Origin of the sequence: Nocardia sp. NPDC049526 (genome assembly GCF_044465765.1) — a bacterium.
Classification (GTDB): domain Bacteria; phylum Actinomycetota; class Actinomycetes; order Mycobacteriales; family Mycobacteriaceae; genus Nocardia.
Map to the genome: position 1 here is coordinate 26,015 of NZ_JBITMA010000023.1, position 16,662 is coordinate 42,676.

At 68.5% G+C, this 16,662-nt stretch carries 1 protein-coding gene; it reads left to right on the forward strand.

What is annotated here, in order from left to right:
- Positions 1-16,656 carry an SDR family NAD(P)-dependent oxidoreductase gene (locus tag ACIBW7_RS40275; RefSeq protein WP_397055921.1) on the forward strand — a complete coding sequence of 5,552 codons (16,656 nt, stop codon included), beginning with the start codon at positions 1-3 and terminating at the stop codon, positions 16,654-16,656.
- The last annotated feature ends 6 nt before the right edge of the window (positions 16,657-16,662 follow it).

Here is a 16,662-nt window from a genome sequence, read left to right on the forward strand (position 1 = left end):
ATGTTCGAACCTTCCCAAGAGATCGCCATTGTCGGCATGGCGTGCCGGATGCCGGGCGCTGCCGATGTCGAGCAGTTCTGGCGGTTGTTGCGCGATGGCCGTGACGCTGTCGGTTCCGCTCCGGCGGACCGGCCCGGTATCGACGAGACGGCCGGTTTCCTGTCTACCGCAACGGAATTCGATGCCGACTTCTTCGGTGTGCCGCCCAATGAGGCACGTTCGATCGATCCGCAGCAGTTGCTCGGGCTCGAGTTGAGCTGGGAGGCGTTGGAGGACGCGGCTTATCGCGATCGCGCTGGTGCGCGGGCGGGTGTCTTCCTGGGCAGCACGGGCACCGATTTCGCTGAAATGCTTGCCACACAGGGGAAAACGGGTATCGGCAGGCATTCGCTGTGGGCCGTGGGGCGAGGTGTCGCCGCCAATCGCATCTCCAATTACTACGGCTTCACCGGTCCGAGCCTGGTGGTCGACAGCGGGCAGTCGTCATCGCTGGTCGCTGTGCATCTGGCGGGCGAATCGCTGCGCACCGGTGCGTGTGAGGTGGCGCTCGCGGGTGGATTGAATCTCATCCTCTCGCCATTGAGCGGTGAGCGCTACGAACAGTTCGGCGCGCATTCACCGTCGGGTAAGTGCCATACCTTCGACGAAACTGCCGATGGCACGGTGCGCGGTGAGGGCGGCGGCATCGTCGTGCTCAAAACACTGGCGCGGGCCCTCGCCGATGGGGACCGGATCTATGCGGTGATCCGCGGCAGTGCGGTCAACAACGGCAATGAGCGCCAAGTGTTGAGCGCGCCGAGCGTCGCGGCGCAGACGGCGGTCATCCGGGCCGCGCTCGCGGCGGCGGCGGTGGAGCCGAGATCGGTGCACTACGTCGAGTTGCACGGCACCGGCACGCCCGCCGGTGATCCGGTGGAGGCGGCCGCGCTCGGCGAGATCTATGGTGGCGGCCGTCGCGCGGGTGAGTCGCTCGCGGTCGGTTCGGTGAAGACCAATATCGGGCATCTCGAAGCTGCGGCGGGTATCGCCGGGCTCATCAAGACCGCGCTGTCGCTGTGGCATCGAGAGTTGGTGCCCAGCCTGAACTTTCGCCGAGCGCATCCGGGTATTCCGCTGGACGCGTTGGGCCTGCGGGTACAGACCGTCGCGCAGGACTGGCCGGTCGCGCCCGAACCGGTCAGTGCGTCGAATACCGCACTGAACGAGGACGCGGCGCCAGCCGAAGCGGCATTGCGCCGTGCCGCCGTGTCGTCGTTCGGTATGGGCGGAACGAACGCGCACGTGATTCTGGAAGAAGCGCCCGTCGCGGCCGCCGCTGCGGAGGTGGACGACTCGATTCCCGTGGCGTGGCTGTTGTCCGGCCGAAGCCCGGAGGCGCTGCGCGACCAGGCTGCTCGGTTGCGGGAGTGGTTGAGCGTCCATCCCGAAGCCGGTGCCGCGGAGGTGGCGTACTCACTGGCCACCGCTCGCACACCGTTGGAGTGGCGGGGTGCTGTGGTCGGGCACGATGTGACAACGCTCGCCGACGGCTTGTCGGCGCTGATCGATCCGACCCCGGCAGCGGCCGAGGCCGAGCGCTACGCGGTGACCGCTCGTAGCGCATCCCGCCGGGTCGTCTTCGTCTTCCCGGGACAGGGGAGTCAATGGGTGGGTATGGGCGCGGAGTTGTTGTCCGCGGGTGGGGTGTTCGCGGAGTCCATCGCGGACTGTGAGGCGGCGCTCGCGCCGTGGGTGGACTGGTCGTTGACCGAGGTATTGCGCGGGACGCCGGGAGCCGCGTCGCTGGATCGGGTCGACGTGGTGCAGCCGGTGCTGTTCGCGATGCTGGTGTCGCTGGCGCGGATGTGGCGTGCGGCCGGAGTGGAACCCGCTGCGGTGGTGGGTCATTCGCAGGGCGAGATCGCGGCGGCGGTGGTGGCGGGCGGACTGTCGCTGGCCGATGGCGCGCGGGTCGTCGCGATACGGTCGCGGGCGGTCGCCGACGTGCTGGCGGGATCGGGCGGCATGGCGTCGGTCGGTGCCACCGCGGCAGCCGTCGCGGACCGCTTGGCCGGGTTCGGCGATCGATTGTCGGTCGCCGCGGTGAATGGACCGGGACAAACGGTCATATCGGGTGAGTCGGCCGCGTTGGACGATTTTCTCGCCGCGTGTGCGGCCGACGGGCTGTGGGCCAAGCGGATTCCGGTCGATTACGCGTCGCATTCGGCGGCGGTTGAGCGCATTCGGGATCGCGTGCTGGCCGAGTTGGCGCCGATCGAGCCGAAAACCGGTTCCATTCCGTTCTTTTCGACAGTGACCGCGCGATTCGAGGATACGGCCGGGCTGGATGCCGGGTACTGGTATCGAGGACTGCGGGAACCGGTGCGGTTCGCCGAGGCCATCGAGGCGCTGCTGCGCTCGGAGATGAACGCCTTCGTCGAGACGAGCCCGCATCCGGTGGTCGCCACTGCGGTCGAGTTGACCGCTGATTCGATCGGCATGGCCGATCAGGTGGTCGCCATCGGGACCCTGCGGCGTGGCAACGGCGGTCCGGCACAGTTCGCGGCCGCACTGGCCCGCGCGCACTGTGTGGGCATCGACGTGGCATCGGAGATGTTGGCTCCGAAGGCTTCTCGGGTCGAGCTCCCGACGTACGCGTTCCAACGCAGGCAGTGCTGGACGCCGGTGGCCGGGACAGGTATGGGACCGGGCGATGTGAGCCGGGCCGGACTGATCGCGGCCGACCACCCGGTGATCGGCGCTGCGGTCCCGATGGCCGACGGTGACGATTGGCTGTTCACCGGCCGCCTCGCGCTCGACACCCACCCCTGGCTCGCCGACCACGTCGTCTTCGGGACACCGGTGGTGCCCGCGAGCGTTTGGCTCGACATCGCAGTGAGCGTCGGCGCGCATGTCGGAGCCGGTGCGGTGCCAGAACTGCGGCTCTCCACGCCGCTGACATCGCCTGTCGCGGCGTGGCACATTCAGGTGCGCGTGGCGGCCCCCGACGTTCGAGGACGGCGGAGCTTCACGATCTACGCCCGCCCCGACAGCCCGGTGTTTCCTACCGAACGTCGGTCGGGCGGCGCGGTCTCCGAAGGCGGCCGAGAATGGCGGCAGTTCGCGACAGGTGTGCTTGCCCCGCAGCCGGATCCGGCACAGCCTGCGGCGGACGCCGAATGGCCGCCGACGGCAACCGAACCCGTGTCCGTCGATGAACTCTACGACCGGTTGGCCGAGCGTGGCTCGGATTACGGTGTTGCGTTCCAGGGGGTGACGGCGTCTTGGCGGCGTGGCCATGAGGTGTTCGCCGAGGTATCGCTCGACGAGTCCGTTCGTGATCGCGGCGCCCGCTACGGCGTTCACCCGGCACTGCTGGACGCGATGCTGCACACCGCCGCCGATCAGCTCGGCGACGTCGCCGTACTTCACATGCCGTTGTCTTTCAACGATATTCGACTGCATCGCGCGAGCGCCGAAGCGGTACGGGTCCGCGTCGACCAGGTGGGCGCGGACAGCATCCGGGTCATGGCGGTGGCCGAGGACGGCGCGCCGATCCTGACCATCGCGCGACTGGTGCTGACGTCGGTCGAACCGCTGGCGTTCACCGTCGTGGATTCGCCGCCGCGCAGCGCTTCTCCCGCACGCAGGCGGCACGCAGGCGTGGCGGGCCCGCTGGCGCCGCGGCTGCTCGCCGCACCCGAATATCAACGGGACGCACTGGTTTTCGCGGTCGTGGCCGAACAGGCCGCGGCGGTGCTCGGCCATGATTCGTCCGAGGCGGTGCATCCGGATCTGCCGTTCACCGCCATCGGATTCGATTCGCTGAGCGGCCAGCAATTGCGCCATCAACTGGTGCGCGCCACCGGCGTCGAACTGCCGACGACGCTGATCTTCGACTATCCGACACCGACCGCGGTGGCCCGGCTCGTCCGCTCGCGGCTCGAAGGCGTCGACCTCCACACGCGGCGGGTCACCCGCCGCACCCGCTCCGACGAGCCGATCGCGATCGTCGGCATCGGCTGCCGCTTCCCCGGTGGCGTCGGATCGCTCGACGACCTGTGGGAGCTCGTCGCGGCGGAACGGGATGTGATCACCCCCTTCCCGTCCGACCGTGGCTGGGATCTGGAGCGGTTGTTCGATCCGGATCCGAGCAAGCCGGGCACCGTCTACACCCGAGAAGGGGGATTCCTGGCCGAACCGGGCGCCTTCGACGCGGGCTTCTTTGGCATCGGCCCGCGCGAGGCGGCCGCGATGGATCCACAGCAGCGGTTGATGCTGGAGGTGTCCTGGGAGGCCCTCGAGGATGCCGGTATCGACCCGGTCTCGCTGCGCGGCACCGATACCGGGGTGTTCGTCGGCGCGAGCTCATCCGGTTACTCCCGTGGCGTGACCGGCGAGTACGAGGGCTTCCGCCTGACCGGGACCGCGCAGAGCGTGATATCCGGCCGTGTCGCTTACCTTTTCGGTTTGGAGGGTCCCGCGGTAACGGTCGATACCGCGTGTTCGTCGTCGCTGGTCGCCTTGCATCTCGCCTGTCAGGCGCTGCGCCAGGGCGAGGCATCCCTGGTGCTCGCGGGCGGAGTGAGTATCGGTGCGAGCCCGACCCTGTATGTCGATTTCGCCCGCCAGCGCGGGCTCGCGGCCGATGGCCGGTGCAAACCTTTCGCCGCCGCGGCGGACGGTGTGACCTGGTCGGAGGGCGTGGGCGTGCTGGTCGTCGAGCGCCTTGCCGACGCCCGGCGCCTCGGCCACGACGTCTTGGCCGTGGTGCGTGGCAGCGCGATCAATCAGGACGGTGCGAGCAATGGTCTGACCGCGCCGAACGGTCCTTCCCAGGAGCGGGTGATCGCGGCGGCGCTGGCCGACGCGGGACTGAAGCCCTCGGATGTGGACGCGGTGGAGGCGCACGGCACCGGAACGACGTTGGGTGATCCGATCGAAGCGCAAGCGCTGATCTCGGCCTACGGATCCGACCGCGAGCAGCCGTTGCGGATCGGCTCCTTGAAGTCGAATATCGGCCACGCGGTCGCGGCCGCGGGCATCGGTGGTGTGATCAAGATGGTCGCGGCCCTGCGGCACGAGTCGCTGCCCAGAACACTGCATGTCGACGCGCCGACCCCGCATGTGGATTGGTCGGCGGGTTCGGTTCGGCTCTTGACGGAGTCGGAGCCATGGGCCGCCGGTGACCGGGTGCGTCGTGCTGGTGTCTCCTCGTTCGGGATGAGCGGCACCAACGCGCACCTGATCCTGGAGGAGGCGCCGCCGTCGATCCGCCCGGAAACAACGGTGGCAGAGCCTGATTCGGGTGCGGACGGTTCACGCCCGCTGTCCTGGACCTTGTCGGGCGCGAGCCCGGAGGCGGTGCGCGAACAGGCCGCCCGGCTTGGACAATGGCTGGCCGCGCACCCGGAGTCGGCGGCGGACGTGGCGTATTCGTTGCTGCGTCACCGCGCGCAGTTGGAGTGGCGTGGCGCGGTGGTCGGACGGGATTCGGCCGAGCTGATGGCCGGGCTCGCCACTGTGGCCGAGTCGGCGGAACTACCCGCCAAGGGCGTCGAGGACGTGGTCCTCGGTCGCGCGGTCGCGCGTCGCGTCGCATTCGTGTTCCCTGGTCAAGGCAGCCAATGGCCCGGAATGGCCGCCGAATTACTGGCTTCTGACGGGGTTTTCGCCGACGCGATCGCCGAATGCGAGGCGGCGCTCGCCCCCTTCGTGGATTGGTCGCTGGCTGCGGTGCTGCGCGGCGAGCCGGGTGCGGCGTCGCTGGACCGGGTGGACGTGGTTCAGCCCGTGCTGTTCGCGGTGATGGTGTCACTGGCGCGGATATGGCGCGCCAATGGCGTGGAACCCGCCGTGGTGATCGGGCATTCGCAGGGGGAGATCGCGGCCGCGGTGGTCGCGGGTGGACTGTCGCTGGCCGATGGTGCGCGGGTGGTCGCCCTTCGCTCCCTGGTCGTCGCCGAGGAACTCGCCGGCGCCGGCGGTATGGCGTCGGTGGGCGCGGCCGTCGAGACGGTCGAGCAGCGGTTGACCGGCTTCGGTGATCGGCTGTGCGTCGCCGCGGTGAACGGACCGGGTCTGACCGTGGTGTCGGGGGAGTCCTCGGCAGTGGACGAGTTCCTGGCTGGTTGTGCGGCCGACGGCGTCTGGGCGAAACGGATTCCGGTGGACTACGCATCGCATTCGCATGCGGTGGAGTCGATCCGGGACCGAGTGCTGAGGGATCTGGAAAGCATTGCCCCCCAGCGTGGTTCGGTGCCTTTCTACTCAACGGTATTCGCGGACTATGTCGACACCGAGACGCTGGACGCGGGCTATTGGTATCGCGGACTGCGGGAACGGGTGCGCTTCGCCGAGTCGGTGGAGGCGCTGCAGCGCGCGGGGGTGAACGCTTTCCTCGAGATCAGCCCGCACCCGGTGCTGACCATGGGTGTCGAGTTGACGGCGGGTTCGATCGCGATGGCCGATCGAGTGGTCGTTCTCGGCACACTGAAGCGCGAGCACGGGGGCACGCGACAATTCGTCACCGCATTGGCGCGGGCGCACTGCGCCGGCGTCGATGTGGCGCCGCGCGCATTGACTCCGCTCGCCACACGAGTGCCGCTGCCGACGTACGCCTTCGCGCACCAGCGGTATTGGCTGCGACCGGTCGACGGCTCGCAGGGGCGGCACCCGGGCCTCGACGATGCGGGACATCCGCTGTTGGGCGCGATGGTGCGGTTGCCGGACTCCCTGGTGTGCACCGGCCGGTTGTCGCTGGCCGGACACCCATGGCTGGCCGATCACGCCGTCGCCGGGGTGGCCTTGCTGCCCGGCGCCGCGCTGGTGGAGCTGGTGCTGCACGTGGGATCGGTGGTGGACTGCCCGTGGGTGGCCGAGCTGATGATCGAGGCGCCGCTTGTGGTGCCGGCCACCGACGCGGTGGAACTGCGGGTGGTGGCCGGCGATCCGGATGCGTCCGGCGCGCGGACGGTGTCGGTGTACACGAGTTCGGGCGGCGCGGACTCCGAGCGCAATGACGATGCGTCACAGTGGATTCGCCACGCCGTCGCGACGATCACCGCCGAATCGGCGACGACGGCCGTCGAGCCGAGCCCGGTCAGTTGGCCGCCGATGGGGGCGACCGAGATCCCGATCGATGACGCGTATGCGGAGCTGGCGGAATCGGGCTACGACTACGGCCCGGTGTTCCAGGGTTTGACCGCGCTGTGGCGGGGTGACGGCGAGATATTCGCGGAAGTGGTATTGCCGGAGCCCGCGCGTTCGGAGGTCGCGGGGTTCGGTGTGCATCCGGCGCTGCTCGATGCCGCACTGCACGCGATCCTGCTCGGCGGCTCCGTACCTGCGACGCCGGCCGGCCAGGTGGCCGTCCCGTTCCTGTGGGAAGACGTGGCGCTGTACGCGACGGGTGCGACGACGGTGCGGGTGCGGGTATCCGCCACCGGGGCGGAGCGTAGCGCGGTGACCCTCACCGACGGTTCGGGAACCGTTGTGGCTCAGGTGGGTTCGCTGACGATGCGTCCGATGGCTACCACGGGGCTCGGTGCGGCGCGGCGGCAGACCGACAGCGCCGGTTACCACCTCGATTGGATCGCACTGGCTCCGGCGGTCGATGATCCCACCGCATCGGCAGTCTGGGGTCGGACCGACGACGCGGAGACCGTCACGATCGCGGGACGGGTCGCCACGGTAGTGCGGCTCGACGGACACGCCGCTGACATGGACTTCGACGGCGATCTCCCGATGATAGTTCGGGATTCGGTGACGGAGCTGATGACGCGTGTGCAGCGGCGGCTGGCCGGCGACGGTGCGGTCGTCGTCGTATCGCGGCAGGCCGTGGCGGTGCATCCCGGTGAGCCGGTAGACCTGCCCGCGGCGGCGGCCTGGGGGTTACTGCGCGCCGCGCAGAGCGAGCACCCGGACCGCATCTTCCTGGTCGATATCGACGACTGGTCGGAGTATCGGCGCGGTGCGGCGATGGTTCTGACGACCGAGGGCGAGCCGCAGCTCGCCGTCCGACGTGGGACGGCGCACACACCACGGCTTGACCGCGGCGCGGAGAATCTCCACGGCGCCGCCGCAGTGCGTACGAGCTCGGCGTGGTCGCTCACCCTGCTCGACAAGGGGACGTTGACCAGTGACAACTTCAGCCTGATCGACAACACGGGCGAGCCCGCCGACCGACTCGAATCAGGGCAGGTCCGGGTGAGTGTGCAGGCGGTCGGTCTCAATTTCCGTGATGTGCTGATCGCGTTGGGCACCTATCCCGATGCGGACGCCGGGATCGGCAGTGAAGGCGCCGGAATCGTGCTCGAGGTAGCACCCGATGTGACCGAATTCGCGCCAGGTGACCGGGTTTTCGGGTTCGTCACCGGCATCGGCTCGGTCGCGGTGGCTGACCGCAGGCTGCTCGCGCCGATGCCGAGCGGCTGGTCCTTCGCCCGGGCCGCCGCTGTCCCGGTGGTGTACGCGACGGCTTATTACGGTCTGGTCGATCTGGCCGCTGCGCAGCCCGGTGAAACCCTGCTGTTGCACGCGGCCACGGGTGGTGTGGGTATGGCTGCGATTCAGTTGGCTCGGCATCTGGGCTTGCGGTTGTTGGTCACCGCGAGTGAGCCGAAGTGGGATGTGTTGCGGGAGTTGGGTTTTGCCAACGATGAGATCGGCGATTCGCGGTCATTGGGTTTCGAAGGGAAGTTCCTCGAGGTGACCGGGGGGCGTGGCGTGGATATTGTGCTGGATTCGTTGGCGGGTGAGTTCGTGGACGCATCGTTGCGCTTGTTGCCGCGCGGTGGTCGGTTCATCGAGATGGGGATGATCGACCGGCGTGATCCTGCTGTGGTGGCCGCCCAACACCCAGGTGTGGACTACCGCAACTTCATGCTGTTGGAGGTGGATCCGGCTCGGCTGCAACAGATCCTGCGCGCCCTGGTCGAACTGTTCGAATCCGGCGCGTTGACGCCCTTCGCGACTACCGCGTGGGATGTGCGGCGCACACCGGAGGCGTTCCGGTATGTCAGCCAGGCCCGGCATATCGGCAAGAACGTGCTCACCGTGCCGACACCGCTGCGGGCCGACGGCACCGTCCTGATCACCGGCGGCACCGGCGGACTCGGCGCGTTGGCCGCACGACATCTGATCACCGAGTACGGTGTGCGCCGCCTGGTGCTGGCGGGCCGACGCGGCCTCGACACGCCCGGCGCGGCCGAACTCCGCGACGACATCGTCGCACTCGGCGCGCACGTCGACATCGTCGCCTGCGATGTGGCCGACCGTGCCGCGCTGGACGCGGTCTTGGCGGCGATTCCGGCGGAGCATCCGTTGACGGGTGTCATCCACGCCGCGGGTGTGCTGGCAGATGGCATGTTCGAGACGATGACGGGTGCGCGTCTCGCGGAAGTATTGCGGCCCAAGGTCGATGCGGCATGGCATCTGCACGAGGCGACCAAGGACCTCGATCTATCGCTGTTCGTGCTCTATTCGTCCATCGCGGGCGTCATCGGCAATCCGGGGCAGGCGAATTACGCCGCCGCCAACGTCTTCCTGGACGCGCTCGCCCAGCACCGGCAGTTGACCGGGCTGCCCGCGACCTCGGTGGCGTGGGGTCCGTGGCCGCAGCGTACCGGGATGACCAGTGTCCTCGACGCGGAGGACTTCGCCCGGCTGCGGCGCGAGGGTTTCCCGCCGCTGGACGACCGAGAAGGGATGGCGCTGTTCAACGCTGCGCTGACCGTCGGCAAGGCCGGATTCGTCGCCGCCAGAATCGACCGGACCGCACTGGCCGACGCACGTCCCGGTGGCCTGCGCCCGGTGCTGCGCGGTGTGGCGCGGCCGTCGCGGCGTCGCGTGGACAACCGGGTGCACGAGGATTCGGGCCTGGCTGTGCAGTTGCTCGGCCGCTCGGTCGCCGAACAGGACCGCGTCATCCTCGATGTCATCCGGACCCAGGCCGCGGCCGTGCTCGGGCACGAGGGGGCGGATTCGATCCCTGTGGACAAGCCGTTCCGTGATATCGGCTTCGATTCCCTCGGTGTCATGGAATTCCGCAACCGCCTGGCCAAGGCCACCGGACTGACATTGCCCTCGACCCTGGTGTTCGACCATCCGACCGTGGCGGCGGTGGCGAAACTGGTGCGCTCGCAGGTCGCGCCGACGACGGTGGTCGAGCCCGTCGCGGCGGCTCCGCGTGGGGTGCGAGCCGACGATCCGATCGCCATCGTCGGCATGAGTTGCCGATTCCCCGGTGGTGTCGAATCCCCGGACGAACTCTGGGAATTGCTCGCCACCGGAACCGACGCCATCGGCGATTTCCCCACCGATCGTGGCTGGGATCTGGACCGGCTCTTCGACGCGGACCCGGACAAGCCGGGCACCATCTACACCCGCAACGGCGGATTCCTCGACAACGCAGGGGATTTCGATGCCGGATTCTTCGGTATCGGCCCGCGTGAAGCGTCGGCCATGGATCCGCAGCAGCGGCTGCTGCTCGAGGTGTCCTGGGCGGCGCTGGAGAACGCGGGTATCGACCCGACGTCGCTACGCGGCAGCGACACCGGAGTATTCGCGGGCGCGTCCAATTCGGGGTACGTGGACCAGGTGACCGGCGAGCTGGAAGGCTTCCGGCTCACCGGCACCACACAGAGTGTGATCTCCGGCCGAGTGGCCTATGTCCTCGGTCTCGAAGGGCCCGCCGTCACCGTGGACACCGCATGCTCCTCGTCCTTGGTCTCGCTGCACCTGGCCTGCCAGGCGCTGCGCCAGGGGGAAAGCTCGCTGGTGCTGGCCGGTGGAGTGACGGTCTCGGCCAATCCGTATCTCTACGTCGATTTCTCCCGCCAACGTGGACTTTCGGCCGATGGACGGTGCAAGTCGTTCGCCGCCGCGGCGGACGGCGTCGCCTTCTCCGAGGGGGTCGGCGTCCTGGTGCTCGAGCGACTCTCCGACGCCGAGCGACTCGGACACAATGTCCTCGCCCTCGTCCGAGGCAGCGCTGTCAATCAGGACGGTGCGAGCAATGGCCTGACCGCCCCCAACGGTCCTTCGCAGGAGCGGGTGATAGCGGCGGCGTTGGCCAATGCCGGCTTACAGCCTGCTGATGTCGACGCGGTGGAGGCGCACGGCACCGGAACGACCTTGGGCGATCCGATCGAGGCGCACGCCCTGATCGCCGCCTACGGGCGCGACCGTGCGGGCGAACCGTTGCGCATCGGCTCGATCAAATCGAATATCGGGCACACCATCGCCGCGGCCGGCGTCGGCGGCGTGATCAAGATGGTGCAGGCGCTGCGTCACGAAACACTGCCAAAGACACTGCATATCGACGCGCCGAGCCCGCACGTGGCCTGGTCGGCGGAGGCGGTCGAGTTGTTGACCGAGGCGCGACCATGGCCCTCCGGTGGCCGCGTGCGCCGCGCCGGGGTGTCGTCGTTCGGCATCAGCGGTACCAACGCACACGCCATCCTGGAGGAGGCGCCCGCCCGTCCCGCCCCGGCGGCACCGGCCGAGCGTCCCCGGACCGAAGCCGCCATCCCGTGGCTGGTGTCGGCGAGGTCGGAAGCGGGCCTGCGGGCCCAGGCGGATCGCTTGCGCCAGTGGCTGATTCGCCATCCCGACCTGGACACGTGGGATGTCGCGCACACCTTGATGACCTCCCGTGCCCGGCTCGATCAGCGTGCGGCCGTTGTCGGCCGGGACCGGGCCGAACTGCTGGCCGGTCTGGCCGAGCTGTCCGCGGGTGCGCCTGGCACCATCGAGGCGAACGCCAATACGGGTATGTCGGCGTTCCTGTTCACCGGACAGGGCGCGCAGCGAGCCGGTATGGGCGCGCAGTTGTACGCCGCCTTCGACGTGTTCGCCGCGGCCTTCGACGAGGTGTGCGCGCAGATCGATCCACTGTTGGGTCGATCGCTGAAGGAATTGATGTTCGGCGAGAACGATGCGCCGGCAGACGATCCCAGCGGTGGCTCGTCGAGCGATGACGCGAACGACAGGGGTCTGCTGGATCGGACCGAGTTCACCCAGCCCGCCCTATTCGCCTTCGAGGTGGCATTGTTCCGGCTGGTCGAGTCGTTCGGCATCGAACCGGACATGGTGATCGGACATTCGATCGGAGAGTTGGCGGCCGCGTACGCGGCGGGGGTGTGGTCGTTGCCGGACGTGTGCGCCCTGGTGGTGGCCCGTGGGCGGTTGATGGGCGCACTGCCGGCGTGCGGGGCCATGCTGGCCGTGGCATTGCCGGCGGATCGAGCGGCACAGCTGGTCGCCGAATTCTCGGAGCGGGTGTCGATGGCCGCCGTGAACGGTCCGTCGTCGGTGGTCTTGTCGGGTACGACGGAAGCGATCGAGGCGATCGCGGAAAGACTGGCTGCCGACGGTGTGCGGACCTCGCGGCTACGGGTCAGCCACGCGTTCCATTCGGCGCTGATGGAGCCGATGCTCGATGAATTCCGCTCGGTGGCACAGGGATTGACCTATCGCCGCCCGAACATCCCTATGCTGTCGAATGTTTCGGGTCTCGTGGCCGAGGCCGAAGTGACAGATCCGGAGTACTGGGTCGAACAGGTGCGCGGTTGTGTGCGATTCGCACCGGGCATCGAGACGCTGGCGCGGGCCGGTGTGCGGCGGTTCCTGGAAATCGGCCCGGATGCCGTGCTGGCCGCGATGACTCGCGAGTGCCTTGCCGAGACTCCGGACGTCGAGGTCGAGTCGATGGTGATCGCGACCGCGCGCCGCTCGACCGACGAGCCGATCCAATTCGTCTCCGCGCTGGCGCAGGCCGCGGTCGCCGGAATGGAGGTGGACTGGACGCCGTTGTTCGTGGGCCGCTCCGCGGCCCGGGTGGACCTGCCGACGTACGCGTTTCAGCATCAGCGGTATTGGTTGCGCCCGGCCGGCGGGCACGATATTCGGCAGTCCGGTCTCGATGATGCGGGTCATCCGCTGCTGAGCGCGATGGTGCGAGTGCCGGATTCGCCGGACGCGGTATTCACGGGCACGTTGTCCCAAGCCGATCAGCCCTGGCTGGGTGACCACATCATCGGCGGTGTCGCATTGCTCCCCGGGGCCGCCCTGGTGGACCTGGCGTTGCATGTGGGCACGTTGGTCGACTGCCCGCACGTGGGGGAGCTGGTGCTCGAGGCCCCGCTGCTGGTGCCGTCCGTGGGCGCTGTCGAGTTGCGGGTCGTGGCGAGCGGACCGGATGAGACCGGCGCCGCCACGGTGTCGGTGTACTCCCGTCCCCGCATTGCCGCTGCGGCACAGGAGCATCCGGAACAGTGGGTGCGCCACGCCGTCGCGACGGTCGCCGCCCGATCGGATGCGCCGACGATCGGCTCGGATCATATGAGTTGGCCGCCGGTCGGTGCGACGGCCATCGCGCTCGCGGACGCCTATGCGGAACTGGCGGAATCGGGCTATGAGTACGGGCCGGTATTCCGCGGTCTGACCGCGCTGTGGCGGGGTGACGGCGAGCTCTTCGCGGAGGTCGAGCTGCCCGAGCCCGCCCGCTCGGAGGCCGCGGGATTCGGGTTGCATCCGGCTCTGTTGGACGCCGCGCTGCACGCAATCCTGCTCGGCGGCTCGACTCCCGCGCAGCCGAATGCGGTTGTCGTCCCGTTCTCGTGGGAGAACGTCGCGTTGTACGCGATCGGTGCGACATCGCTTCGGGTCCGTGTGACGCAACAGGATGCCGCCGCCGGGGACGAGCGGATTGCCGTGACCCTCACCGATACCGCGGGCATGGTGGTGGCCGAAGTCGGAGCGCTGACTTTGCGACCGGTGTCGGTCGACGCTCTCGGTGCTGCGCCGCGTCGCGGCGAGGGGCTCGGTTACGGCGTCGACTGGATCGCGCTGCCCACACCGGCGTCCGACCTGTCCACCGGCGTGTGGAGCGCTGCCGATGACGGGGAAACCGTCACAATCGCCGGACGGGTTGCCACGGTGGTGCGGCTCGACGCCGACCCCTCCGAACATCCCGCGGACTCGGTCGTCGCCGATCTCCCGATGGCAGTACGAGATTCGGTGACGGCACTGACGCGGCGGATACAGCGACTGCTGACTGCGGACGGCCCCATTGTCATTGCCACGCGGCATGCGGTCGCAGTGCATCCCGGCGAGGTCGTAGACCTGCCCGCCGCGGCGGCCTGGGGTCTGCTCCGCACCGCACAGAGTGAGTATCCGGACCGGATCTTCGTCATCGATGTCGACGACTGGTCCGACTATCGACGGTGTGCGGAAATGGTTTTGACGACCGAGGGCGAGACACAGCTCGCTGTACGCCGTGGAGCAGCTCATACACCGCGGCTGAGCCGGCTCGGTTCGGATGTCGTCGAGGTGGCCACAACACAGCACCCTGGCGCGCTCGGTGACGGCTCGATGTCCGACAGGTCGACCTGGGCACTGACCTTGCTCGGCAAGGGTACTTTGTCGGCGGACAACTTCCACCTGGCCGAGGATGCGAGTGCGGCCGAGCCGCTTGCGGCCGGGCAGGTCCGGGTGAGTGTGCGGGCGGTCGGTCTCAATTTCCGTGATGTGCTGATCGCGTTGGGCACCTATCCCGATGCGGACGCTCGGATCGGTAGTGAGGGTGCCGGAATCGTGCTCGAGGTGGCACCCGATGTGACTGAATTCGCGCCGGGGGACCGGGTTTTCGGGTTCATTCCTGGTCTCGGTTCGACGGTACTGGCGGATCGCAGGCTGCTCGCGCCGATGCCGAGCGGCTGGTCCTTCGCCCAAGCGGCCGCCGTGCCCGCGGTGTTCGCGACGGCTTATTACGGTCTGGTCGATCTGGCCGCTGCGCGGCGCGGCGAGACCCTGCTGTTGCATGCGGCGACCGGTGGTGTGGGTATGGCTGCGATTCAGTTGGCTCGGCATCTGGGCTTGCGGTTGTTGGTCACCGCGAGTGAGCCGAAGTGGGATGTGTTGCGGGAGTTGGGTTTTGCCAACGATGAGATCGGCGATTCGCGGTCATTGGGTTTCGAAGGGAAGTTCCTCGAGGTGACCGGGGGGCGTGGCGTGGATATTGTGCTGGATTCGTTGGCGGGTGAGTTCGTGGACGCGTCGTTGCGGTTGTTGCCGCGCGGTGGTCGGTTCATCGAGATGGGGATGCTGGACCGGCGTGATCCTGCCTTGGTGGCGGCCGAATATCCCGGCGTGGACTACCGCAGTTTCGTGCTGTTGGACGCGGATCCGCATCGGCTCCAGCAGATCCTGGGTGCACTGGTCGAACTGTTCGACGCCGGGACGCTGGCTCCTGCCCGCACCACCGCATGGGACCTGCGGCAGTTGCCCGAGGCGTTCCGCTATGTCAGTCAGGCCCGCCATATCGGCAAGAACGTGCTCACCGTGCCGACAGCGCTGCGGGCCGACGGCACCGTCCTGATTACCGGCGGCACCGGCGGATTGGCCGCCGTGGTCGCACGACACCTGATCACCGCGCACGGCGTGCGCCGAGTGCTGTTGGCGAGCAGGCGCGGACCGGACGCACCCGGCGCGGCCGAGCTATGTGCGGAACTCCGCGCGCTTGGCGCACAGGCGGACGTGGTCGCCTGCGACGCGGCCGATCGCACCGCGCTGGACAGGGTGCTGGCGCAGATCCCGCCGCAGCATCCACTGACCGGTGTGATCCACGCCGCCGGTGTGCTCGCCGACGGTTTGTTCGCGACCATGACATCCGAGCAGATCGCGAACGTGCTGCGCCCGAAGGTCGATGCGGCGTGGAATCTGCACGAGGCGACCAAGGATATGGATCTGTCCGCGTTCGTGCTCTATTCGTCGATCGCGGGTGTGATCGGCAGCGCCGGGCAGTCGAACTACGCGGCCGCCAATGTCTTCCTCGACGCATTGGCGCAATACCGTCGGGTCAGTGGCCTGCCCGCCACCTCGGTGGTTTGGGGACCCTGGCGGCAGAGCGCGGGGATGACCAGCGCCTTCGGTGCGGCCGACTTCGCTCGGCTGCGGCGCGAGGGCTTGGCACCCCTGGACGACGAAGAGGGGATGGCGCTGTTCGACGCGGCACTGGCGGGTGGTAGATCCGCGTTCGTGGCCGCTCGGGTCGATCGGACCGCGCTGGCCGAGATCGATCCCGGCGAGCTGCGCGCGGTGATGCGCGGTTTGGCGCGGCCGGGTCGACGGCGGGCAGCCGCCGCTGCCGCGCGGGATTCGTCGGACCTGGCATCGCAACTGCTCGGCCGCTCGACGGCCGAGCAGGAAACCGTCGTCCTCGAGGTGATCCGCACGCAGGCCGCGGCCGTCCTCGGTCACGATGACCTGGAGACGATCGCGCCGAAGAAACCGTTCAGCGATATCGGATTCGATTCGCTCGGCGTCATGGAGTTCCGCAACCGGCTGAAAACCACTGCCGGCGTGCAGTTGTCCCCGACGGCGATGTTCGACTACCCGACACCGGCGGCGCTGGCCGAATTCCTCCGGCAGGAGATCGCACCGGTCGAGAACCCTGTCGAGCGGATCGCGGCCGAGATCGACACCTTGGCGCGCAGGTGCGCCGCCGCCGATCTGTCGACCGCCGACCGTTCGGACATCGCCGGCAAGTTGATGGCGATGTGGCGACGGCTGGAGGGCAAGGACACCGACGAGATCGAGCTGGACGCGGGTGCCGACAGCCTCGAAACCGCCGACGACAGTGAACTTTTCGCATTCATCGACCACCTCAGCTGAACTGGC